Origin of the sequence: Corynebacterium hesseae, assembly GCF_037850265.1 — a bacterium.
GTDB classification, from domain to species: domain Bacteria; phylum Actinomycetota; class Actinomycetes; order Mycobacteriales; family Mycobacteriaceae; genus Corynebacterium; species Corynebacterium hesseae.
On the sequence record NZ_CP137211.1, the window covers coordinates 119,132 to 142,689 of the forward strand.

Consider the following 23,558-nt stretch of genomic DNA (forward strand, 5'->3'; position numbering starts at 1 on the left):
CACTAGACAATATTCGGAAGTATCTTTGACATATGTCAAAAGTGACACCCCCGCAGCTGACGAGCATCCAGGATATCGTCGACGAATGCGCCCAGATCCTGCAGCGCTCCGTTGAGGTGACCACCCCCGCCATCGCGGTGATTGCGGCTAGTGCGCAAATCGGTGCCATCGATAAGAACCGGGCGGCCTCTATTCTTAATCGCACCCCGCCCCCGGAGCCCATCCCGTGGATGCTCAGCTTCGGCATCCAGGAGGCGGCCCTACCGGTGCGCCTGCCTGCTAATCCGCGTTATGACATGCTGCCCCGCGTGGTCATTCCCTTGCGTCACGAGGACAGGCTGGTGGGCTACCTGTGGATCATCGATGAGCCCGCGCTGGGCGACGCCCCCTTGGCCCGCCTGGACTCTTTGCTTGCGCCCCTTGCCAGGCTTATCGACGAACGCGATGCTCCCCTCGCCGCCCGCGCCCAACAGCTCGGGGAGCTGGCCCGCGAGGTGCTCACCGGTGATCCGGCCGCGCTGGCGGGTGCCCGGGAGCGCGATCTCCTGCCCTCCGATGGTGAGCTGACCGTGCATCGCGTGCTGGTGGAAGGCGACCAGCGTGCGGTGGCCGTGGAACTTGCCCGCCCGTTGGTGCGCCGGCCTTTCTTGGTTGCGGATTCCCACGATTCCCTCGTGCTCGTTGAGTGCTGCCGCGATGGCAAGGACACCGAGGCCCTCATGGAGGAGCTGCAGAGTGCCGCGCTTGTTGCCGGCGCTGAGGTTGTGGCGCGCGGCTCAGCGCCGACGGCCCCGCAGGCGCGACTCATGGCGGACGTGGCCAAACTCTGCGGCCAGGATTCGCTGCGCTGGGAGGAGGCCGGTGCGTGGCGGCTGCTGCGCGGGTGGGAGCTGACCCAAGCAACGGTGGTGGAGATGAGCCCGGATGCCGCCGTGCTTCTCGACGACCCTCGCAACTCCTACTGGCAGACCCTGCTGACCTACTTTGAGCATTCCCGCAACGTCTCTGCGACCGCCGCTGCACTCTACATTCACCGCGCCACGCTGCACTATCGCCTCGACCGCGTCCGTGAGATTCTCGGGCCCGGCGTGCTGGATGATGGCTGGCGCTGCGCGGCTCTCTACGTTGCCCTTAAGCTGCATGCGGCGCTTCAGGGAAAGAATAGGGAAGCCCCATTTTGTCCCTAGGGGAAGCGCTCAGGTAGAGTGATGGACGATTCATTGCGAATCGCTGGAGACGTGCCAGAGCGGCCGAATGGGGCTCCCTGCTAAGGAGTTGACTTACTTGCGTAGGTCCGGAGGTTCAAATCCTCTCGTCTCCGCAAACTACAGAACCCGAGTCATCGTTTCACCGGTGGCTCGGGATTTTACGTTTTCAGTTCCTTCGTATGCCGACAGCCCGTGAGCAGGGAACTTAGAATGAAGGCGCTGACCTTAATCTGTGCTGGCTGGGAGCGTCATGGAGTTACTAAAAGAGCCAATTTGGGATGTGGAAAGTAACGCGAACATCGATCCCGATGAGAGCTTTGTTCGAATTAGGCTGCATGAAGACAGCGTTGTAGCTGAATTTACTATTGCCGAGCTGTGTAGTTTCTTTGGAATTAACGGTTTCGATTGCTTGCAGCGACAATTCAAGGCTTGGTATGGCTTGAACGCTTTCGCGTGGGATTCAAAAGGTAAAGTTCACTGTGAACAGATCCCTTTCTCCGAATATTTTGCTCTTTCCAAAATTCATGAGTGCTATTCCCCGCAGCCACTTCCCGAAGCAACGAACGGTGTAGTGAGGTGGGGGATGAAAAAGAAGTAATTATCGGGCGAATGTGCTTGATGGCGAAATGGGGGCAGGGTGGTTCCGAAGAATTATTGGTCACCTAGTTCAGCACTTGCGTCCTGTGGCTGCGAGGCACTCTAAAACCGGAAGGGCCGCTTTAGCGCAAGCTTCTTCTGCAGGATACCCATTCGTGCTTTCGGTAATATTGGTAACGGGAATTTGCTCAGCTACAGATTTTTTGTCCCCAAAAGTATTCAATAACGTGATCTAAGGAGAAAAATGATCGACTCTCAAACTGGATGGTTTTTTGTTCACGCTAGTGTGAAGGTTATTCCAGTCCTCGGCGGTAAGGTGCTATTGGGGCTTAATCCTAGGGGGGATTGGGAGCTACTCGGAGGCTGGCCGGACAGGGGAGACTTATCGCTTCGCGAGACAGCTCAGCGCGAGTTGAAAGAAGAGGCAAATTTAGAGACTCTCCCCGATACCCTAGTAGATGCGTTTCTTCTAAGAGATCCGAAAGTGGAAAATCCGGTTGCGATTATCGCATATGGGGTCACCGTGTCATTGAATGAAGGGATTGATATTAGTGAAAGCATCGAGCATGAAAAGCTAGGTTTATTTGGAAAGGATGAGATTTCGGGTTTGCAAAATCTCTTGCCGGAATATAAGACCGTGATTTTGAAATATCTGGAGATGGGTGGAAATAACAAAAGCTAGTCAATATAAACAGAGGCTCGACAGAGATCCTTCCGAAGGTCTTAAGCGAAAGCTATCGGCTGATGAGGTGATGAAGTTGACGAACGAACTTGGAGACTGGCGTTCGTTTACTGCAGTCCCAGAGAAAATTAGAGAGTATTCTGAGGAACCAAGTTTTCGTGCTGCGTTGTCTGCCTTTTCAGATATGGATAGTGGAAATAAGCGTCAAACTTTACAGGGGATTTGCCAAGTTACCATTGAGCCTGATGGCAGAGTTTTAGGTGCCTGTTGCCACAACATCCAGGAGCTCAATTGTTTCATGCCGATTCAGAGCACTACTTAGCCACTGTTGAGCGGGTTCATGTTGTGGTGCTGCGGAGTGGAAGGCATGAACGAGAATGTTGACATCAGGAATGATCATCGAGCGCCGCCCACACGGCTTCCTTGTCGCTGAGATCAACTAGAGCTGGTCCGCCGCAATCGAAGGAGGGGAGGTTTATCGTGGTGCACATACCTTTAGGGTAAAAAGCATCAAGTCATCAATCAAGGGGTGCAATGATGCATCTGCCTTCAGGAAGCCGTGAAAGGTTGACTGGTGTCTTAATTCAGTGCGAGCGTCAGGATCAGTACTCCGATGGAGAGTGCGAGCATGCCTAAGCAGTTGATCCAGAATGCGCTACCGAGGAAGTGGGCGCGGACATGGGCTGCTGCGGCTGCGCAGAAGTATGCGATGACGCCAACCATGGTTGCAATTCCTACGCCGGGGAACCAGAGGCCGGCAATGAGTCCTGCGGCGGCGAGATACTTGATGACAATGAGCGCCCACCACCAGTCCTTGGGGAGTTTGACGCCGCTGAGGCAGGCTTCGATAAAGGGGACTGGTTTGAGGGAGAGGGCGGCGTCGCCAAGCAGGATGGCAGCCAGTAGCAGGGAGGGCCAAGCGGGGGAGGATTCTAGGATCATTGGGTTACTCCGAATGCGGTGTTGAGGCGTTCGATGGATGAGGCGGCTTGGGAGGTGAGTTGTTCGGTGTCGTAGAGGCCCGCGGCCCACCCGATGAGAAAGCCGAGGTAGACGTTGTATAGCAGGTTGGAGTACTCGGCTGCATCGTCACTGTTGAGTCTGGAGCCAAGGCGCAGGGTGATTTCATCGGTCAGGAGTGTTTTGAGCGCGGTGAGTGCTTCGCCTTGATTTCCTTGTTGGATGAGTGCCGCGCCGAACGCACGGGAGAGTTCTTCGTGGCCGGTGAACATCTGGAGGAATGGCTTGAGGACATCGAGGAGGCTATCGGATTGCCCCCGAATCTCGTCGTGGAGCTCTGAAATGTGTTGGCCAATGGTGCGGATGAGCAGCGTTTGTTTGTCGCCGACTCCCATGACGGTTCCCACGCTGACGCCAGCCTCGGATGCGATGGTCCGGATGCTGGTGGTGGCGTAGCCCTGGGTGAGGAAGAGATCGTAGGCGGTGGCCAGGACCTTGCTGTCGGTGCCAGCTTTGGCGGCCGAACGCGATGGGTGAACGTGTTCAGTGAACATGTTCAAAAGGGTAGCTCTTGATGGCTTCGGGGTCAATGACGCCGAAGTGTTGACAGTTGGCGCTAGGCCAGCGCGGGGAAGACGCGGTCGCGCAACAGATGCGCAAGTTCGCGGTCGGGTGCAGCTGGGTTGACCCAGGCGGTGTCGCCGATTTCGGCGGCGGCGTGGGGCTCGTCGGTGGTGACGGTGCGTGTGCAGGTGAAGATGGTGCCGACAATGACAGAAGCAGCAGGTAGGCCGAAGCCTAAAGGAGGCTAAATGTCAGCAGGGCGAATTGCGGCAAGATACGCCCTCTTGCGGGCTCTCGCAAGGATTTTTGGGGAAGTGTATACGTTCGTCTACGGTTTCCATTTTTTGCTTCCACATTTGTCTACCACATGTAACTCTAGGGGGTGTCCGAGTTCTCGGCCATCTTCTCGCGAAAGGGATAAGGGCATGTATTGCCCCAAGAAATGTGCGCCTCTGGTAGTGCTGATTGCGGCAGTATCAGTTCTCGCTCCAGTTAAAGCACTTCCTCAGCGGGTTGGTTTTTGAAAACTATCGTTGCACTAAATGGCGAAGGTTTTAGGGTAGCGTGCTTGGAATTTCGCCATATGGACGTTGCTGAACTGTCTGGAGAGCAGTCAAAGAGAATCTACCGGTTAGGGAGAATAATTTATGTGGAAAAAAATCTTGGCCACTATTGGCGTTATTCTGATGACGCTTTCCGTTTATGTTCAATGGCCGTATGCTGTCACGATTGCTCTAGCAGTTTTGGTCATTGTCCTTGTGTTTCTTCCCAGCGGGAAGAAGTAAATGCCTGAGTAGGGGTGGGTATTTCAGCGGACCTGCCTCTGTCTTATGTTGATGAGCCGAGAAAATGGGCGCGGAGGTGCGCTGCTACAGATGCGTAGAAACAGGCGATGCGGCCTGTGGCTTCGAGATGCAATTTACGAAAACGTACCTACCCAGCCAGCGCGGGGAAGACGCGGTCACGCAACAGGTGCGCAATCTCGCGGTCGGGTGCTGTTGGGTTGACCCAGGCGGTGTCCCCGATTTCGGCGGCGGCGTGGGGTTCGTCGGTGGTGACGGTGCGGGTGTAGGTGAAGATGGTGCCGACGACGACCTCGCCCGGTTCGTTGGCGGCGGGAGCGTCGAAGGTGCCGAGTTTGTTGAGGCTCTCGGCGTCGAGGGTGAGGCCTACTTCTTCGGCAACTTCGCGCAGGGCGGCGTCGACAAGCGCCTCGCCCGCCTCGGGCTTGCCGCCGGGCAGTTGGTACTTGGTGGAGGACTTCTTGCGCACGGTAAGCACGTGGCCTTGTGGGTTGCGGATGACGACGGCTGCTACTTCAATCATGGCTGCTGATTGTAGGCGGCCTAGAGCAGCGGCAGGAGCACGAGGGCGAGATTGAGTGCGATGACCAGCGCGGCAAGCGTCCAGCCCACGGCCATAGACCAGGGTTTCGCGGCGAACTCACCCATGACGTCCCGGGAGCCGGCATAGCGGAAAAGCGGGATGATGGCGAAGGGGATGCCCAGGGAAAGAAGTGCCTGGCTGACCACCAGTGCCATAGTGGGGTCGACCCCGCAGCCGATGATGACCAGCGCCGGGATGAGCGTGACCAGGCGGCGGACTAGTAGGGGGACCTTGATGTGAAGCAGGCCGTCCATGATTTCGGAGCCGGCGTAGGCGCCCACTGACGTCGAGGCGAGGCCGCTGGCCAGCAGGCCGATGGCGAAGAGAACGCCGGCCAGCGGGCCGAGGTGGCTGGCAATCGCCGTGTGGGCCCCGGAGATGGTCTCTGTGCCGTCCACGCCGTAGAGGGCCGAGCCCGCCAGGACCAGCAGGCCCACGTTGACGAGCCCGGCGATGGACAGCGCCACGGCGATGTCCGCGCGGGTGCCGGCCAGCACGTGGGGGATTTCCAGGTCGGGGTAGCGCTGCTTGGTCAGGGAGGAGTGTAGGTAAATGGCGTGCGGCATGACGGTGGCGCCCAACATGGAGGCGGCCAGCAGGATGCTGTCCTTGCCCTCTAGGCGGGGGATGAGGCCGCCGGCCACGTCGGCGGGGTCGGGCGGGGCGATGGCGAGGCCGGCAAGGAAGCCGATGCAGATGACCAGGAGCAGGCCGATGACAAGCCCCTCGAACCACTGGTTCTTCTTCTGGAAGATGAGGAGAATGATGGAGACCGCGCCGATGATGAGCGCGCCCGCGAACAGGGGGAGGTTGAAGAGGAGTTGCAGGGCAATGGCGCCGCCGATGACTTCGGCGAGGTCGGTGGCCGCGGCGATGAGCTCGGCCTGGGCCCACATGCCTAGGCGCGCGCGGCGGGAGAGACGCTCGCCCATGATTTCCGGCAGGGAGCGGTGGGTGACTAGGCCCAGTTTGGCGGAGTGGTACTGGATGAACATGGCCATGAGGTTGGCCACGACGAGTACCCACACCAGGAGGTAGCCGTAGTGGGAGCCGGCGCTGATGTTGGCGGCTACGTTGCCGGGGTCGACGTAAGCCACTGCAGCAACGAAGGCGGGGCCGGTGAGGCTGATTAAGGTCTTACGCATAGGCATCTCCATACCAAAAGTTCAACTACTTGAAGTCTAGTTTTCATCGCCATATGTTAAAGCCAGGGGTTTGATCCGGCAAACCATGTTAAAGTTTATTTGTTAATTATTTAAATTACTTTATGTATTTTGGCTGGTTAGAGACAGGGAGGTGCAACGGGTACACTGCCTTCAGTGCGCCAAAGTTGGAAGATTTTTATCAGAGATGTAGCCAGGCTTGGCCGCGTCCCCAGGGCGTGGATCATCCTCATCGGGCTCGTCATCACCCCCGCGTTGTATTCATGGGTTAACATCGCGGCTTTTCGTGACCCTTACGGCCATACCAACAACATCAAGGTGGCCGTGGTTAACGAGGATAAGGGTGCTAACAACGAGCTGACGGGGAAGATAGATGTCGGCAGTGAGGTCATTGAGAAACTCAAAAAGAATGACCAGATAGGCTGGCAATTCCTTGAGCGCGACGAAGCCGAGAAAGCCCTTTTAGAGGGAGACGTGTATGCCTCGGTGACGATTCCGGAGGACTTTAGCGAGAACCTCGTGAGCATGCTCGACGGGAAGTTCACGCAGCCGCAGCTGGTTTACCGCGTCAACGAGAAGAACAACGCCATCGCCGTGAAGATCACGGATACCGGTGCCAAAGGTCTGGACAAGCAGATCACGGCGGCCTTCAAGGAGCAGGTGGCCACCGTCGCGGCGGAGAACGTCAAGGACACCGGTACTGACTTCGAGCGAAAAGTCACGCGCGCGATGAACAACACCAGCTCCGCGTTCGGGGAGACCGCGCAGGAGATCGACGGCAACCGCGAAAACCTCGCGCGTATCCAAGCCAAGCTTGATACCGCTGCTGATTCCACGTTGGGCGCCAAGTCCACGGTGGCTGATGTGAGCACCGCGCTGGGCGACGCCCAAACAGCCCTCGCCGAGGTCTCCTCCCTCGTCAACCAGGCACAAGGTGGCATCGGTGACTTCACCGACCAGACCACCGGCGCCTTCGTCAACGGTGCGACTGCGGTGGCGGACGGCACCGCCCAGGCGCAGGAATCCATCGCGGATGTCACCGCGGGTCTGAACCAGGCCGGTGACCGCTTCGATTACGCCACGCAGCGGGCTAATACCGCCATTGATGCGAGTGCGGAATCGATTGCGCAGCTCAAGGCGTTACGTGATTCCACAACGCTTTCACCGCAGGTGGCCAAGGAAATCGATGACGCCATCCAGCGCCTCGATGAGGGCAATGAATCCAACCGCCAGCTGGTGGGGAACCTCAGTGCGCTGAGCAAGGATACGCAGGCCGCGGCGGATAACGTGCAGGCTAGCGCGGAGGCTATCAACCAAGCGGCGGCCGATACCAAGGCCACCTCGCAAACTCTGCGCGATACCGTGACCACCGCCGTACCCGAAATCAACCGTGCCATGAGCAATCTGAGCTCCATGGCGAGTGCGTTAAGCTCCACCCTGGAAGCGCAGAAGGGAACCATTCAGGAGGCCAATGGTCTCCTGGACGGCGTGGCCCAGCAGCTGCGCGCCACGAAGGACACCTTGTCCGATTTCGATGCCAACCTCCTGGCCCTCCAGGACAGCCTGCGCGCTATGCAGGGTGATGTGGGCTCGCTGCGTGCGGCGATGAACTCCAAGGTGGTTCAAGATGTCACTGGGCTGGACGCGGAAGAAATCGGTAAGTTCTTTGCCGAGCCCATCGAGCTGAAGACCGAAACCGTGTACCCGGTGGACAGCTACGGCTCCGCCATGGCGGCGCTGTTTACTAACCTCTCGCTGTGGATCGGCGCCTTCGTCCTCATGGTGATTTTCCGCGTCGAGGTGGATAAGGAAGGATTCCATCGCATCACGGTGGGCCAGGCCTACATGGGCCGCTTCCTCCTCATGGCCCTGATGGTCATCATCCAGGCCGTTACGGTGACCGTGGGTGATCTGCTCATCGGCGTACAGACTGTGAACGCGCCTGCATTCATCCTGACGGGCGTGCTCGTGGGTCTGGCCTACCTGAGCATTATCTATGGGTTGTCGACGTCCCTGGGTCACCTCGGCCGCGGCCTCTGCGTGGTCTTTGCCATCATCCAGATTCCAGGTGCGTCGGGCCTGTACCCGATTGAGCTGCTGCCCAGCTTCTTCCACAGCATCTACCCGCTGCTTCCGTTCACGTACGGCATTGACGCCATGCGCGAAACCATCGGCGGGTTCTACGGCAACCATTACTTCAAGAAGATGGGCGTGCTCGCCTTCATGTTCATTCTCTTCTTCGTCTTCGGCCTTCTACTGCGCAAGGCGTTGGCGCACTTCAACGTCATTTTCAACCGCGAGCTGAAGGACACCGAACTCTTCGACTATGAAAACGTGCAGGTTGTGGGCTCCGGCTACCGCATCGCGGACGTCATCCAGGCGTTGGATAGCCGCAGTGGCCTCAAGAGGGATTTGGACCGCCGCGCTCATAACTGGGGCTATTGGCTCAAGATGGTGGCCATCGCGGGCGTTATCGGCGTGGTCATCCTCATTGTTGTCTCGGGCCTCTTGCCCGACCAGAAGCCGTTGCTCTTGGGCATTTGGACGGCGTGGTGCTTCCTTATTATTGTCGCCGCGGTCACCCTGGAGTACCTGCGCATCAGCTTGAAACAGTCCGCGGAGCTCGTGACGTTGGATGAAGATGACCTTATTCATCCGTCCAGCATCGGCGCGGAGTCCACGGAGGGGGATAACTAATGCGTGGAACACTCGATCTTTTCCTCAACGATATCCGCACCGCATGCCGCAACGTGATGAGCGCGGTGATGCTCGTGGGTCTCGTCGTCATTCCGATGCTGTTCACGTGGTTCAACGTGTTGGCTAGCTGGGATCCCTTCGATAACACCAGCCAGCTCAAGGTGGCGGTGGCCAGCAAGGACACCGGCTATGAGAGCGATCTGTTGCCGGTGCCCATCAACGTCGGCGACCAAGTGCTCAATGAGCTGCGCGCGAACGAGCAGCTGGATTGGGTTGTGACCACCTCCGATGAGGCGATTGAAGGTACCAAGTCCGGTGAGTATTACGCAGCCATCGTGCTCCCGGAAGACTTCAGTACCGACATGATGAACTTCTACACGGATGGTTCCCAGCCCGCGGACTTGTCCTTCTACATGAATGAGAAGAAGAACGCGCTGGCGCCGAAGATTACCGGTCAAGGCGCAGAGGGCGTGTCGGCCCAGGTTGCCGAGGCTTTCACGACGACGGTCGGTGACGTGTCCTTCGATCTGGTCACCTCACTCTCCGATTTCTTGAGCAAGGGCGATACCAAGGCTGTATTGGACCGGATGCAGGCGCGCGCGGATGGCGTGCAGACCCAGCTGGATATGGCTGCCCGTACCGCGCGTTCCCTCGCCGGACTCGTGGATACGGCGGTTCCGCTCATGGAAAGCGCCCAGCGCATCGCGGACTCGGCGGACCTGGAGCTGCCGGAGATTCAGTCCTCCTCGCTCAACGTTTCCACGGATGCGCTGCAGCAATCGCTTGATGCCACCAGCGCTAGTTATGACGTGGTGCGCCAACGTATTGATGCGCTTTACGCCGACGCCTCCGCCTCCCGCGCCGACCGCGTCGCCACGCTCAACACCTTGGCCGGCCAGGTAGAAGGCACGATTGCCCAGTATCAGAACCTGCACGGACACATCGAGGCCTTGCCGCTTCCTGCGGGGGATAAGGAGAAGGCGCTCAGCCGTATCGAGGAGGCCATCGACGCGCAGCGCACTCTCCACGCGCGCCTTACAGCAACCGCTAACGCTCCCGAACCCACGAAGCCGGATCTCTCCAGCATCGATGATGCGAAGAAGTCAGTGGAGGGAATCTCCACCTCTGGCCTGCGTGAATCCCTGCGCGCACTGCAGGACTCTTTGGGCCAGGTGAGCGCGGATCTGGATACCGCTAAGGCCCCCGTCACCATTGATTCTTCATCGCTGACGGATGCTCGGGATGCGGTACAGAAGCTCGCCTCTGGCCTGCAGGACAAGGCAAACAAGTTCGCTGACCTGAAGAAAGACATTGACTCCGCTGCGGCGTCCGGTGACTTGAAGAAGTTGGCGGACATCATCGGTTCCGATCCGGATGCCTTGGCGCATGCGATTGCGGCGCCGGTGGACGTCGACAGGCAAGCGGTCTACCCGGTCAAGAGCTTCGGCGCCGGCATGACGCCGATGTACACGGCGCTGGCGCTGTGGGTTGGTGCGCTGCTGACTGCGGTGAGCGTGCGCACGGATGTGGTGGATAAGGATACATATTCGCCGATGCAGCGCTTCTTCGGCCGCTTCGGAATGTTTGCCGCGGTTGGCCTCGTGCAGTCGACGATGCTGATTCTGGGCCTCATCTTCTTCGTGGGCATTGAGCCCGCGCACCCGATTCTCATGCTGTTGGCGGGCTGGGTTAGCTCGCTCATCTTTATGCTGATTTGCTACACCTTCGTGGTGTCCTTCGCCAACGCGGGCAAGGCCCTAGCGGTGCTCATGCTGGTGGTCCAAGTATCGTCGTCGGGCGGCGCCTACCCCTTGCAGGTGCTCCCGGACTGGTTCCAGAACATTAGCCCGTGGCTGCCGGCGACCTACACCATCCGTGCCTTCCGCGCGGCCATCGCCGGAACTTACCACGGTGATTACTGGCTCTCCCTGTTCGCGCTCTTGCTCTTTGCCGTACCGATGCTGGTTCTGGGTGTGGTCTTCCACAAGCCGTTGGAGAAGTTCACCAACGGCTGGGTGGAGACCTTGGAGAAGACCAAGCTGATGTAGCGCCTATTTCTTGGCGTAGGCGCTGCTTTCGGGGTTGTCGATTGTGGAGTGAGTGCGGCTGTCGTGCAGGAAGAGCATGGCAACCACGCCCAGTGCTGCCATGACGGTGACGTAGATGGGGAAGGCGTTGGCGTGGCCGGCATTCTTCAGCCCTAGAGCGACGTATTCCGCGGAGCCGCCGAAAAGCGAGTTGCCCACGGCATAGGTGAATCCCACGCCGAGACCGCGGATGTAGGTGGGGAACATCTCGGCTTTGAGAATTCCGGAGATAGAGGTGTAGCCGCTTTCGAAGACGAAGATGAGGATGATGACCGCGCCGGCGCCAATCAAAGTGGATTGGGCTTCTAGCAGCATGAAGGCGGGGATGGTGCCGACGGTGGATGCCACACCGAAAATGAGGATGGTGTTCTTGCGGCCGATCTTGTCAGAAAGCAAGCCTGTCAGCGGTTGCAGGATCATAAAGACGAAGAGGCATACTGTCATCGTCCGGGCAACGTCGCCTTTGGCAAAGCCGCCCGTATTGATGAGGAACTTCTGCATGTATGTGGTGTAGGTGTAGAAGGTCAGCGAGCCGATTGCGGTAATACCGAGGACGACCCAGAACGAGCGAGGATGCTGCATGAGCTGGCGAAGGGTTCCGGCGCCCTCCTCACTGCGTTCAGTGCTCGACGTCGTTTCTTCAAGGCCATTGCGCAGCCAGAGGCTCACCACAGCGGCGAGTGCACCAATTACGAAAGGCAGGCGCCACCACCCATTTGTGATTGCTTCTTCTCCCAGCGTGGAGGTCATGATGACGGCGAGGAGGCTGGCCAGCAATTGCCCGCCGATGAGCGTGACGTATTGGAAGGAGGAGTAGAAGCCGCGGCGTCCTGAGGAAGCAATCTCAGACATGTAGGTGGCCGTTGCTCCGTACTCACCACCCACGGAGAGTCCCTGGATGCAGCGCACGATGAGCATCAGCACTGGAGCCCAGGCGCCAACGGTCGCCGCGGTGGGCAAGGCCGCAAAGAGGAGGGAGCCGGCGCACATCATGATGATGGCGATCAGCATTGAGCGCTTGCGACCATAGCGGTCGGCGATGCGCCCGAAGACATAGCCGCCGATGGGGCGCATGAGGAACCCGATAAAGAAGACGCCCGCAGACTTCATGAGCGCACCGGTTTCGCCGGTGCCGCTGAAGAACTGATCTGCAAAATAGACGCTGAAGAAGGCGTAGATATAAAAATCAAACCATTCCACAAGGTTTCCGCTGGAAGCGGCGAGGATAGCCTTGATGGTTGGCCATTCGATTCTTGGTTTGGCAACTTCAGTGCCGTCCGCCGTGTGTGTGCTCACTTTATGGTTCATCGTGGCCTCGCTTTCATATCCGGGTAAGGACCGATTCGTTCCTAATACCTGTCGTGTAATTGTCTATTGGGAAGCTACTCTTAGTGCTATTTATTACAAAAGGTGAACTAATAAAATTGCCGGCAAATTCACAGGCAATGGGGGTGACTTGAGAGGGCGTGAAGCGTAGTGTGAAGCGCTGTGAAACGCGGTCATTTCCTGGGCCCAGCTCGGCTCACCGCCGCGGGCTTTATCCTCCTCATCCTCGTGGGAACGCTGCTGCTGATGCTGCCGATTTCCGCCAACGTTCCGCAGTGGACCCCGTTCCTGCCGGCACTCTTTACGGCTACCTCGGCGGTTTCTTTGACGGGCCTCGTAGTGGAGGACACCGGTACCTATTGGACGCCTTTCGGCCAAGCGGTCATCATCGCGCTCATCCAGCTGGGCGGCCTCGGCATTATGAGCCTGGCATCGTTATCAGGCATGTTGTTGACTGGTCGCATCAGCTTCAAAGCCCGCCGGACCATGGCTGCGGAAGGCCGTGCTGTGGCTTCTGGTGGCATTCGCCGCGCTCTTTTGCTCACCTTGGTCATGACCCTGATCTGTGAGGCCACAGTTGCCGTGTTCATCGGTGTGCGCCTAGCCACCGAACACGGCGTGGCACCAGGACGCGCGGTGTGGGAAGGAGTTTTTCACGCTATTTCGGCCTTCAATAATGCCGGGTTTAGTACCTATTCCGATAGCGTCGTTTCCTTTGCCGCCGATGGCTGGATTCTGATTCCTCTCGCCTTCGCCCTGATTACGGGTGGCTTGGGCTATCCCATGCTGGCGGAGTTCGTGCGACGGGCCCGCGCACGGCTAACGCGCTGGCGTGGTGGCACGCCGCGCATTCACCGCATGTCCATGACCGCCCGGATGACGCTGGGCGCCACAGCGTTTTTGTTGCTTAGTGGCACCGTGGTCTTCTTCCTCTCTGAGGGCTCCGGTGTACTGAACGGGATGCCGTTGGGCCAGAAGCTCATCAACGCCTTCTTCATGAGCGCTTCGCCCCGAACGGCAGGTTTTAACGCCATCGATTACGGTGAGGCGCACCCGTTGACGCTGATGGTGACGGACATCTTGATGTTTATCGGCGGTGGCTCCGCCGGTACGGCGGGCGGCATCAAGGTCACCACCACATGCGTTCTGGGCGCAGCGATGATCTCGGAATTCTTGGGCCGGGAAGACACCTCCATTGGGCACCGGCGCCTGCCGCTGTCCACCTTCCGTCAAGCCCTCGCGCTCACGGCCGCCGGAATGATTGTCGTTGCCGTGGGCGTGGCGACGCTGCGCATCTGGGACCCCGAGTTCACCGCGGACCAGGTCACATTCGAAGTCATGTCTGCCTTCGCCACCGTGGGTTTGTCCACGGGTATTACCGCAAGTTTGTCCGCACCATCGCAGCTCATGCTGTGTCTCATCATGTACGTTGGCCGCGTAGGACCCACCACCTTCGTGGCGGCACTGGCCGCCCGGACCATTACCCTGCGCTACCGCTACCCAGAAGAAAGGCCGTTCATTGGCTAACATGTTCAGCGCCCTGCGGCGTGAAAAGTCTTCCATTAATATCCCGCCGGTCGTCGTCATTGGCATGGGCCGGTTTGGTTCTTCCCTGGCTCGCGAGCTGATGGAGCATGGCGTGGAGGTCCTCGGCATCGATGCTGAGGAGAAGCACGTGCGCGAGCACGCCGCGTTCCTCACTGAAGCGGTGACCGCGGATACCACGGACGCTGAGGCGCTTCGCCAGCTCGGCGTCGATGAGGTAGAGCGAGTGGTCGTGGCCATCGGTTCGGATCTGGAGGATTCCATCCTTACCGCCTCCAACCTCGTGGAGCTCGGGGTGAGCGATATCTGGGCCAAGGCAGATTCAGATGCTCATGCCCGCATCCTGCGCCAACTCGGAGTGCACCACGTGATTCGCCCAGAGCGCGATACGGGCCGCCGCGTGGCACACCTGCTGGGCGGGCGCTTCGAGGATTTCGCGGAGATCGCCACCGATTATGGCGTGACGGCGATGACCCCGCCGGCGTCGATAAGCAAGGGCCCTCTCAACCTCCACCAGGTGTGGGAAGAGCACAACGTCCAGCTCATCTCCCGCTGTCAGGGGCCGGGGCAGTGGCGCCCGCTTGACGACGGCACCGAGCTCACCCACCGCGACCTCATCGTCGTCGCCGGTAGCCCTGCGGATCTCGAGGCCTTCTCGCAGTCTTAGGGGGCGCGCTCGGGGTGCCTCGCGCTGTGGAGTTAGGAGCGGGGCGCTACAGTAGCGCCTATGACGAAGGCACGTTTCCCGGGCTCGGTGTATGGAACAGGGGAGGAACCTGATCCGCGCTTCAGCATGGCTAATGAGCGCACGTTCTTGGCCTGGATCCGCACGTCCTTGGCCTTTATCGCCGGTGGCGTGGCGCTGGAGACCTTCGAGTTGCCGCTGAACACCACGCTGACTCGCGTCGTCTCCGTCATCATGCTGATCGTGGCCATCGTCCTGCCGGCGGTGGCGTGGTTTCACTGGGGTGCCTCCGAGCGCGCGATGCGCCATGCGCGTCCGCTCCCGGCAAGCCCGGCGTTGGCGTTGATTGTTGGCGTGGTGATCCTTATTGGCCTGATGATTCTGGTGGGCGAGCTGCTAGCGTGAGCGAGCTTTTTGATCCTGGCCTCCAACCCGAGCGCACCCGCTTAGCCTGGCAGCGCACGGGTCTAGCCGGCCTCATCGCGGGTTTGCTCGTCGTGCGTTCCGTTGCGCCATGGGCCGCCGTGATTGTTGGAGTAGTGGTGGCTGTGGTGTTGTGGTTGGCTACCGCCAAGCTTCGCGACGCCGATGAGATCCTCGCCCGGGCCGAATCACCCGCCCTGCCCGGGGCCCCGGCGCTTGCCGCCGTTGCGCTGGGGACGATGATCCTCGGAGCGGTGGCCTTCTTTGCGTTGTGGTAGCGCAAACCCCCAGACCTCAATCCCGAAACTCCCTGGGCTGCAGGTTGCGGGATCGAGGTCTGGGGATCTGCGGAGGGGGTTATTCTGTCGTGCGGTCTGCCCACACATTGGTGAGTATTCTTTGCAGCTAATCTGCAAAAGATTTTGCGAACAGGGGTGAATCTGCGGCCTGAGTGGGGGTAATAACCGGAAAGTGTTTGTTGGTGGTCTGTGACCTCGATAACCTGAAGCTGTAGGCCCATTCGGCGATCCTAATAACTCTCTCGCGGCTGAATGGGGGCTGGTTAACCAGGAAAAGGAGGGGGCAGATGACTACCCCGCACACTCACGTCTCAACATCGCACACGGAGGGCGAAGACGACCACGGCGTTGATACGCGCGAATGGCGTCGCATGGCTATTGGCCTTATCCTCGGGCTCGTTTTGGCTGCTCTCGTGTGGTTTATTTTCCCGAGCAACGCCGTCGATACCGTGCTGCAATCGCCTGGCGCTAAGGATGACACAGAATACACCCAGAGCGCGCTGCGCGCCGTAGCGGCCGTGACCATTCTCATGGGTGTGTGGTGGATGACGGAGGCCATCCCGCTGGCCGCCACCGCGCTTTTGCCGCTGGTCATCTTCCCGCTGGCCGGTGTGGGCAGCATTAAGGATGTGGGCGCGCCCTATGCCTCATCCACCATCTTCTTGTTCATGGGTGGCTTCCTCATCGCCCTGGCCCTGCAGCGCTGGAACTTGCACCGCCGCATGGCGCTATTCGTGGTCAAGGTCGTCGGTACCTCGCCCAAGCAGCTGATCCTCGGCTTCATGCTGGCCACCGGCTTTTTGTCCATGTGGGTGTCCAACACCGCTACCGCAGTGGTCATGCTGCCGATTGGTATTTCCGTGCTTTCGCTGACTGCCGACGCCGTCGGTGGCATGGCTAACCAGAAGAAGTTCGCCACCGCGCTCATGCTGGGTATTGCGTACGCGGCGTCGATTGGCTCGCTCGGCACCCTCATCGGCACCCCGCCGAATACCCTGCTGATGGGCTACATGAAGGAAACTCACGGCATCGTCCTCGGCTTTGGCAAGTGGATGATGGTGGGCATGCCGCTGGCATTCATCTTCCTGTTCATTGCCTGGTTCATGCTGATTACCGTGTTCAAGCCGGAGATGGACAAGATTCCAGGCGGCCGCGAGCTCATTGATTCCGAGATTGAAAAGCTTGGCCCATGGACCGGCCCGCAGGTCATGACGGGCATCATCTTCCTCGGTGCCGCCTTGGCCTGGGTGATCATTCCCTTCTTTGTGAGCAAGGAATCCAACTACGACGACGCAATCGTGGGCATTGCCGCTGGTTTGCTGCTGTTTACCATCCCGGCCGACACGAAGACTGGCGTGCGTCTGCTGGATTGGAAGACTGCGAGCGAAATGCCGTGGGATGTGCTCCTGCTCTTCGGTGGTGGCCTGTCCCTGTCTTCGATGTTCAACAAGTCCGGTTTGTCTCTGTGGATTGGTGAGATGGCCAAGGGGTTGGGCAGCCTGCCCATCATCCTGCTCATCGCTTCGGTGGCCCTGCTCGTGCTCTTCCTGACGGAGATCACCTCGAACACCGCAACTGCGGCGACCTTCCTGCCGATTATGGGCGGTGTGGCCGTGGGTATCGGCCTTACCCAGAATGGCGACATCAACGTCCTGCTGCTCACCATCCCGGTGGCGCTGGCCGCAACCTGTGCCTTCATGCTGCCGGTGGCGACCCCGCCGAACGCGATTGCCTACGGCTCCGGCTACGTCAAGATCGGCGACATGATCAAGGGCGGTATCGGCCTCAACCTGATTGGCTGCGTGCTCATCACCATCACCGTCTACCTGCTTGCCGTTCCGGTCTTTGGGTTGGTCCTGTAGCCCTCAATTAATGAAAAACGTTATCATTACGGGATGGCTACACCCGTTACCGTGCTGTCCGGATTCTTAGGCAGCGGAAAGACCACCCTTCTCAACCACCTGCTTGCTAACCGTGAGGGGCGCAAGCTGGCGGTTGTTGTCAATGACTTCTCCGAAGTCAACATCGATGCCGCCCTCGTCGCCGGCGAGGGCCATCTTGAACGCGGCGAAGACCGCTTCGTTGAACTCTCCAACGGCTGCATTTGTTGCACGTTGCGCGAGGACTTGATTGAGTCCGTCGGCAAGCTGGCTCGTTCCGGCCGCTTCGACCAGATTGTCATCGAGTCCACCGGCATTTCTGAGCCCATGCCCGTTGCCGCCACTTTCGAGTGGGAGTTCGGGGACGGCACCACGCTTGCCGACGTCGCCCCTATCGACACCATGGTCTCCCTCGTGGACGCCTCTACATTCCTGACTAATCTTCGCCGCGGCCGCAGCTTGGTCTCCGAGAACATTGAGGCCACGCCTGAGGATGACCGGACCATTGCCGATTTGCTCGTGGACCAAGTCGAGTTCGCCGATCTCATCCTCATCACCAAGACCGACCTGGTGGAGGCCGCCGAAACTGAGCGCGTCATCGCCACCGTGCGTGCCATGAACCCCCGCGCCCGCGTCGTGCCTGTCACTAACGGTGTTATTGATCCCACGCTGGTTCTTGACGCCCACCTCTATGACACCGCCACCGCCGCGACCTACCACGGCTAAGCGGAGGAGCTGGCCAACCCACACACGCCGGAAACCGAGGAATATGGCATCTCCTCCGTGGTCTTCCGCGCTGACCGTCCCTTCAACCGCGAGCGTCTGCTGAAGGCCCTTCGTGCCAGCACCGGACTGGTGCGTTCGAAGGGCTATTGCTGGGTTGATACCGATCTGCGCGTGGCCCACGCCTGGCAGCAGGCCGGCCCTAACTTACAGATCATGCCGGCCTCCCTGTGGGCGGCCAATGGGGTTACGCCCGGCACCGAGCTCGTGCTCATCGGCGTCGACTTCGACCACGAGTCCACTCTGCAGGCTTTTCGTGACGCCGTGTTTTCCGACGCCGAAGTGGCCACCCTCGTCTAGTCCCTCCTTAAGGTGAACACGGGGTGAATTGCTATGCCCATTTCTTGGGTAGAAAACATGCATTGACATCGGGATTTGTCAGATTTCTAGCGTGTGGGTATAGTTATTCCTCGTTGCACAGCAGAGCGCACACGCTCCGGCGTCAAGCACTGCAAACCAACGGACTGCGCCCGTAGCTCAACGGATAGAGCATCTGACTACGGATCAGAAGGTTGGGGGTTCGAATCCCTCCGGGCGCACCAAAACTTAGCCGCCTTCGGGCGGCTTTTCTCATTTTCTACTCCGTGGGTTGGGCAAACCCGGTAGTGTTCTGAAATATGATCAAAGCGATTCTCGGCGCCATCCTGCTATTCATCTCCTCGCTGTTTTCTAACGCAGGCTCCTCGGAGCTGGCGGGGAGCTCGGAGGCGTGGGGGCTAAACGTCGCCCAGCACGGCATCATTACGAACACCCCTGCAGATTTGGTCGAGGCAAACGATGAGCAGATGGAACATATCACTGCTTTTAGGTGGGAATCTGCAGCGAGCCCAGAGGATTTCTCCTTGAATTTCCAGAACCAGACGGTGTGGTTGCCCTGTAACGGCGGCGACTTTACCTTGGTTGATGGCGGCGTGGAGCTCAGCATGCTGACGGATAAGGCCTGCCCTAGAGGAAAAGTTGACCTTCCCTTCATTATGTTCCTGTCCGATCCGGCGAAGGTAATGGTGGCCTCAGATGCATCCGCAACCCCTGAGCACATTTACCTCGTGCGCGATGAGAAAGCCATCGCCCTTAGCCACTGAGACGCATATCGCGCAGAGCTGAGTGAAACGCAGAGCTGACAACAGGCAGAAATGAGAAGGCCGACCAGAGCCACTGGTCGGTTGGGAAGGATACAATGATGCCCATGATTCAAGCGATTCTCTCCGCTATCCTGCTTTTCATTTCCTCCCTCTTCTCTTTTGCAGGCTCCTCGGAGCTGCCGGGAAGCTCAGGCATAGCGGAAGCTGGATCCTCACAGCGCAACATTATTACCAGCACGCCCGCAGGCCTGGTCACCGCCAATGCACAGCAGATGGAGTTTGTGGTTAATTCCGAGTGGAAGTCCGCACAGCAGCCGGATTATTTTTACGTGAACTTTAGGGATCAGTACTTGGAGTTCTCCTGCGATAACGCCGGCTTCCACTTTGAGAGCAACGAGGCTAGTGAGATTGATATCACGTGGGATTTGATGTCGGATAACATCTGTTTTGGTCCGCAATCGGACGGGGCCCTCATTGACTTTCTTCAAAGACCAGTAACGGTGAAGGTGGACCCCGATGCCTCCGCAACCCCTGAGCGCATTTACCTCGTGCAAGATGAGAAAGCCATCGCTCTTAGCCGCTGAGACGCATATCACGCAGCGCTGAGTGAAATGCAGAGCTGAAAACGGACACAAATAAGAAGACCGGCCAGAGCCACTGGTCGGTCTTTAAACGTTTTCAACTGCAAGGAGATGAATAGGTGTCAGCGCGCGCCCGAATAGTGGGCCTCGATATTGCTCGTTCCTTGGCCATCATCGGGATGATTATTCTGCACATGGCCAACCTGGTGTGGAGCGCCAAGGTGGTGCTCTCCGGGCTGCCGGCGGCGGGCTTTGCCATCATTGCAGGTACCACGATGATGATTCTTGCCCGCGACTACTCGCTGCGGGTCTTCCTCAAGCTGGTCGCCCGCGGCCTGATAGTCATGCTCATCGGCGTGGCCTTGCTGCCTGTGGGCGGTGAGATTCAGGTGGTGCTCGTCGTGATGGGCGCGGCCATGGCTCTCACCGCTTGGGTGCCGCCGCTGGCCACCGTCTGGAAGGTCCTGCTCTTCGCGCTGGCCACCGCGGGCGCCACGGTGCTCTACGCGCCGTACACACTCCCACAGGTCTACCCCCTCGTGGCATTCCTGGCGTACATGGTGGCGGGCATGCTGCTTTACGACGTCTACCTCACCCGCCCCACCCGCACCCAGATCGTCACGACCGCGGTGGCCGTCGTCGTTACTGGCATCGGCCTGTGGCAGCGCTTTAACCCGGATATCGCCGGCTGGCTGCGCTTTACCGGGCATACGGGCGTGCTTGGTGAAATCCTTCTCTCCGTGGCGGTCACCGCGGTGGTGCTGCACCTGTGCCTGATCATTGGCCGTCACCTGCCGCGCTTGACCTTCCCCTTCGCGGCATTGGGCTCGATGTCGTTGACCATCTATATCCTGCACATTCTCACCGCACGCTACTGGCAGGCACACGTCTCCCTACACAACACCATGGCGGCACTGGGCTTTGTGCTCGCGTTCCTACTGTTGAGCGCGCTGTGGAAGAAGTTCTGTGGAAAGGGCCCGGCCGAGAGGGCCGTGGCTTGGGCAATCAAGGAGGTGGCCGCGTAATGGTGGCACGAAAGATAACTGCTGTTGTGGCCAGCTCTCTGGTCGTGGGGCTAGGCGCTGCGCCGGCCATGGCCTTGGAGTTTGCGCAGCCCGCTCCGCAATCGGAGGAAAGCGCTGCCGTGGCTGCGCTGCGCATGGGCAAGATCGGCAACTTTGGCGATTGCACGGGCACGCTGGTGGCTGAGCAGTGGGTGCTGACCGCCCGCCACTGCTTGGAGTCCGTCAACAACGAGGGCTCGCAGGCCCGCTTTGGCCAGGGCAAGGACACTCGCGTCTATGACGTGGACTCCTGGGCTGTTTCGCCGACTATCGACGCCGGCCTCATGCACCTGACCGAGCCCGTCGAGGGCATTAAGCCAGCTAAGCTCGCGGATGCGGTCCCCACCGCCGGCGAGAAAGGTCACTTTTACGGCTGGAGTAGTAGCTCCCGCATGGCCCGCAAAGGCCAGCTGCCGATGGCCGAGATGGAAGTCGGCGAATTGCTATCCGGCGGCACCCCGCCGGCAAGCCCAGACGAATCCGGCCAGAAGATGACGCCGGTGGCGCCGGGGGATACCGAGGCTATGGCTCCTGGTGACATGGCAGTGCCTGCTCCCGGTGGAATGGTCGCTCCCGCCCCTGGTTCGTCCAACGCGCCCCAGGTGATGGAGGGCGGCGACATGCCAGAGATCGCTGTTGGACCCGACGGCGCGGAAAGCATTCCGGCCGGTGAGCTTGGGGGAGTGGGCCCGATGATTGCGGCTGCCATCATGGACGTGAAGTCGCTCAATGGTGAGGGCATGCAGGGCGGCGACTCGGGCGGACCATTCTTTGTTAACGGTCGCCTCGTCGGTGTGGCCACGGCTGGTACGTCGAACGCGGATCCGGATCTGCCTTCGCCGAGCGCTGCCATCACGTCGGTGGTCGAGGTCCGCGATTGGATCGAGGACGTCACCAGCGGCCGCGATACCGACGGCGTCCTCACCGCCCACAATTCCCCGAAACCGCCGGCAACGATGCAGGTCAGCGCGCCCGTCGCGTGGCCAGCAGGCATTGCTGCGGTAGTGGGCCTCATCGCGATAGCCATCTTCTCGCGGGTGATTAGTCGCAAGTCTGGTGCTGGGAAGCGGACCAACTAGGCTGTTTCTCCATGAAGGAGAAACTCGTTCCGTGTCTGATTGCCGGCGCCATCCTTGGTGTGGTGCTGTGGCTGGCCTCCGGCATGCTGTGGTTGTTGCCGGTGGGCCTCGTGGTGGGCCTAGCGGGTTACCCGCTGCTCGGCATCACGCGCGATGAGTCCCAAGCCCGCAAGCGCCGTGACGACACCTTCCGCGACTAAGCGCCCCACGTAGCCCCACGCCGCTTCACAGCCCGTCACCAAATGGCGCCCCACAAAAGGCTTCACTCAGAAGTCCCTAGTCAAAAGGTTCCTCTGGGGGCAAGTAAACCATCTTTAACCAGGTAGAAGGTTCGTTTGGGGGCAAAGAAACCTTTTGACTGGAACCAGGTGAGGGGAACCCGTTGAGAACCGCCTGCTAGAGCAGAAGGTCAGGGCTGGAAGCTCGCCAACGGGTTAGAAAATTTCGATGCGTCCGCCCAAAGACTCCGTTTGGCGCAGCTGTGCCACCCAGTTCGGCGCACCCGGGTGCATGCGCAAGACCGGGCGGGAGGAGATCTTCACCGGGGAGACCGATTCCTTGCGAGCCCCGGATCGGGCTTCGATGCGGGTGCGGGCGCGGAAGCCAGCGTCGGCAAGCGCGGCGATGGAAGGCTTATCCGAGGCCAGCGATTCGCGCGCATCCTGCAGCAACTCAAGGGCCTCGTCGAGGGCCTGGACCAGCGCAGTCGAGTTGGTCTCGCACATCTGGCGCACCAGGTCCGGGCGAGTACCCGCCACGCGGGTGCCGTCCTTGAAGGAGCCAGCCGCCAAGGATTGGGCCAGGATGCCGCCATTATCGCCGACCACCGCGAGGGTCTCCGCCAACACGTGCGGCAGGTGCGAGATGCGGGCGACCGCGGCATCGTGGTTAGCCACGCGCACCGGAACTGCCTCCGCGTGAACCATCTGGGTCATGCGGACCACGTCCGCAAAAATGTTCTCCCACTCGGCGGGGATGCGCTCGCCGCGCGCCTCGCACTCGGCGGCATAGTCATAGGTGATAACCCAGGCAGCGCGGTTGAACAGCCCGGTGTGGGAGTTCTCCCAGCCGGACTTGGAGGTCCCGGCCATGGGGTGGCCGCCCACATAGCGCGACTCCATGTTGCGCTGCACAATGAGCTGGCGCACCTCGGTCTTGACCGAGACCACGTCCGTCAAGCCGCAGCTCGGGGCGTGTTCCTGAATGGAGTCGAGGACCGAGGCAACCGCATCCATGGGCACCGCGACGACGATAAGAGCGTTGTCTTCCTCTGCCCGGTGCAGGATGGCCGGCAGATCATCGGTGACGTCGTAGCCCTGTTTAATGGCCGTTCGGGCACCAGAGGTGGAGTGGTTGTAGCCGTACACGGAATGGCGTGCAGCAGCTAGGTCACGCAGGAGGGAACCTCCAATGAGACCGAGGCCGATAATGCAGACGGGGCGTTGAACATCTTGAGAACTCACGGTG

The 23,558-nt window shown here is 59.7% G+C and carries 21 protein-coding genes, 2 tRNA genes and 1 pseudogene; 18 read left to right on the forward strand and 6 right to left on the reverse strand.

Annotation, left to right across the window (positions count from 1 at the left end; translation table 11 throughout):
* Positions 1-32 precede the first annotated feature (32 nt).
* The 4 genes from R3O64_RS00645 (at position 33) to R3O64_RS00660 (ending at position 2,487) form a co-directional block, all read left to right on the forward strand.
* The gene (locus R3O64_RS00645; RefSeq protein ID WP_339017118.1) at positions 33-1,187 is read left to right on the forward strand and encodes a helix-turn-helix domain-containing protein; all 1,155 of its coding nucleotides are present in this window, start codon (positions 33-35) and stop codon (positions 1,185-1,187) included.
* Between the two features lie 45 nt (positions 1,188-1,232).
* A tRNA-Ser gene (locus R3O64_RS00650) sits at positions 1,233-1,321 on the forward strand.
* 137 nt (positions 1,322-1,458) lie between these two features.
* A complete protein-coding gene (locus R3O64_RS00655; RefSeq protein WP_143335909.1) occupies positions 1,459-1,806 on the forward strand; it encodes a hypothetical protein in 348 nt (115 codons plus the stop codon).
* A 243-nt stretch (positions 1,807-2,049) separates the two neighbouring features.
* A complete protein-coding gene (locus tag R3O64_RS00660; protein ID WP_010188359.1) occupies positions 2,050-2,487 on the forward strand; it encodes an NUDIX domain-containing protein in 438 nt (145 codons plus the stop codon).
* 579 nt (positions 2,488-3,066) lie between these two features.
* Here R3O64_RS00660 and R3O64_RS00665 read toward each other — a convergent pair.
* The 4 genes from R3O64_RS00665 to R3O64_RS00685 all read right to left on the reverse strand — a co-directional run bounded on the left by R3O64_RS00665 (position 3,067) and on the right by R3O64_RS00685 (position 6,542).
* Entirely contained in the window at positions 3,067-3,429 is a 363-nt protein-coding gene (locus R3O64_RS00665; protein WP_010188361.1) for a DoxX family protein, read from the reverse strand.
* On the reverse strand, positions 3,426-4,001 hold the full coding sequence (locus R3O64_RS00670; protein ID WP_010188362.1) for a TetR/AcrR family transcriptional regulator: 576 nt from the start codon (positions 3,999-4,001) through the stop codon (positions 3,426-3,428). The genes R3O64_RS00665 and R3O64_RS00670 overlap by 4 nt, the downstream gene beginning before the upstream one ends.
* 943 nt (positions 4,002-4,944) lie before the next feature.
* On the reverse strand, positions 4,945-5,337 hold the full coding sequence (locus R3O64_RS00680) for an NUDIX domain-containing protein (RefSeq protein ID WP_339017119.1): 393 nt from the start codon (positions 5,335-5,337) through the stop codon (positions 4,945-4,947).
* A 20-nt stretch (positions 5,338-5,357) separates the two neighbouring features.
* Positions 5,358-6,542: an Nramp family divalent metal transporter gene (locus R3O64_RS00685; protein WP_011272788.1), complete on the reverse strand. Its 1,185-nt coding sequence runs from the start codon at positions 6,540-6,542 to the stop codon at positions 5,358-5,360.
* A gap of 174 nt (positions 6,543-6,716) precedes the next feature.
* Between R3O64_RS00685 and R3O64_RS00690 the strand changes: the two genes are divergently transcribed.
* Entirely contained in the window at positions 6,717-9,257 is a 2,541-nt protein-coding gene (locus tag R3O64_RS00690) for a YhgE/Pip domain-containing protein (RefSeq protein WP_339017120.1), read from the forward strand.
* A complete protein-coding gene (locus tag R3O64_RS00695) occupies positions 9,257-11,305 on the forward strand; it encodes a YhgE/Pip domain-containing protein (protein ID WP_339017121.1) in 2,049 nt (682 codons plus the stop codon). The genes R3O64_RS00690 and R3O64_RS00695 overlap by 1 nt, the downstream gene beginning before the upstream one ends.
* Positions 11,306-11,308: 3 nt before the next feature.
* Here the strand turns inward: R3O64_RS00695 and R3O64_RS00700 are convergent, their stop codons facing one another.
* A complete protein-coding gene (locus R3O64_RS00700) occupies positions 11,309-12,640 on the reverse strand; it encodes an MFS transporter (RefSeq protein ID WP_257964768.1) in 1,332 nt (443 codons plus the stop codon).
* Between the two features lie 192 nt (positions 12,641-12,832).
* Between R3O64_RS00700 and R3O64_RS00705 the strand changes: the two genes are divergently transcribed.
* The 12 genes and pseudogenes from R3O64_RS00705 to R3O64_RS00760 all read left to right on the forward strand — a co-directional run bounded on the left by R3O64_RS00705 (position 12,833) and on the right by R3O64_RS00760 (position 22,291).
* Positions 12,833-14,197, forward strand: a complete 1,365-nt coding sequence (locus tag R3O64_RS00705) for a TrkH family potassium uptake protein (protein ID WP_101736478.1) — start codon at positions 12,833-12,835, stop codon at positions 14,195-14,197.
* 1 nt (position 14,198) lies between these two features.
* On the forward strand, positions 14,199-14,882 hold the full coding sequence (locus tag R3O64_RS00710) for a potassium channel family protein (protein WP_049157754.1): 684 nt from the start codon (positions 14,199-14,201) through the stop codon (positions 14,880-14,882).
* Between the two features lie 60 nt (positions 14,883-14,942).
* Complete coding sequence (locus R3O64_RS00715; RefSeq protein WP_070533393.1) at positions 14,943-15,305, forward strand: YidH family protein; 363 nt, start codon at positions 14,943-14,945, stop codon at positions 15,303-15,305.
* Positions 15,302-15,601: a DUF202 domain-containing protein gene (locus R3O64_RS00720; protein WP_339017122.1), complete on the forward strand. Its 300-nt coding sequence runs from the start codon at positions 15,302-15,304 to the stop codon at positions 15,599-15,601. Before R3O64_RS00715 ends, R3O64_RS00720 begins: the two co-directional genes overlap by 4 nt.
* Before the next feature lie 308 nt (positions 15,602-15,909).
* Positions 15,910-17,484: an SLC13 family permease gene (locus R3O64_RS00725; RefSeq protein WP_070533391.1), complete on the forward strand. Its 1,575-nt coding sequence runs from the start codon at positions 15,910-15,912 to the stop codon at positions 17,482-17,484.
* A 33-nt stretch (positions 17,485-17,517) separates the two neighbouring features.
* Positions 17,518-18,585, forward strand: a pseudogene (locus R3O64_RS00730) (GTP-binding protein).
* Positions 18,586-18,751: 166 nt separating this feature from the next.
* A tRNA-Arg gene (locus tag R3O64_RS00735) sits at positions 18,752-18,827 on the forward strand.
* 75 nt (positions 18,828-18,902) lie between these two features.
* Positions 18,903-19,367, forward strand: a complete 465-nt coding sequence (locus R3O64_RS00740) for a hypothetical protein (RefSeq protein WP_339017123.1) — start codon at positions 18,903-18,905, stop codon at positions 19,365-19,367.
* A gap of 104 nt (positions 19,368-19,471) precedes the next feature.
* Complete coding sequence (locus tag R3O64_RS00745) at positions 19,472-19,951, forward strand: hypothetical protein (protein WP_070596361.1); 480 nt, start codon at positions 19,472-19,474, stop codon at positions 19,949-19,951.
* A gap of 116 nt (positions 19,952-20,067) precedes the next feature.
* A complete protein-coding gene (locus tag R3O64_RS00750; protein ID WP_070533861.1) occupies positions 20,068-20,973 on the forward strand; it encodes a DUF418 domain-containing protein in 906 nt (301 codons plus the stop codon).
* Positions 20,973-22,091 carry a trypsin-like serine protease gene (locus R3O64_RS00755; RefSeq protein ID WP_070533859.1) on the forward strand — a complete coding sequence of 373 codons (1,119 nt, stop codon included), beginning with the start codon at positions 20,973-20,975 and terminating at the stop codon, positions 22,089-22,091. The genes R3O64_RS00750 and R3O64_RS00755 overlap by 1 nt, the downstream gene beginning before the upstream one ends.
* Positions 22,092-22,102: 11 nt before the next feature.
* The gene (locus R3O64_RS00760; protein ID WP_070533857.1) at positions 22,103-22,291 is read left to right on the forward strand and encodes a hypothetical protein; all 189 of its coding nucleotides are present in this window, start codon (positions 22,103-22,105) and stop codon (positions 22,289-22,291) included.
* A 234-nt stretch (positions 22,292-22,525) separates the two neighbouring features.
* Here R3O64_RS00760 and R3O64_RS00765 read toward each other — a convergent pair whose 3' ends face one another.
* Entirely contained in the window at positions 22,526-23,554 is a 1,029-nt protein-coding gene (locus R3O64_RS00765; RefSeq protein WP_193633831.1) for a prephenate dehydrogenase, read from the reverse strand.
* Between the last annotated feature and the right edge of the window lie 4 nt (positions 23,555-23,558).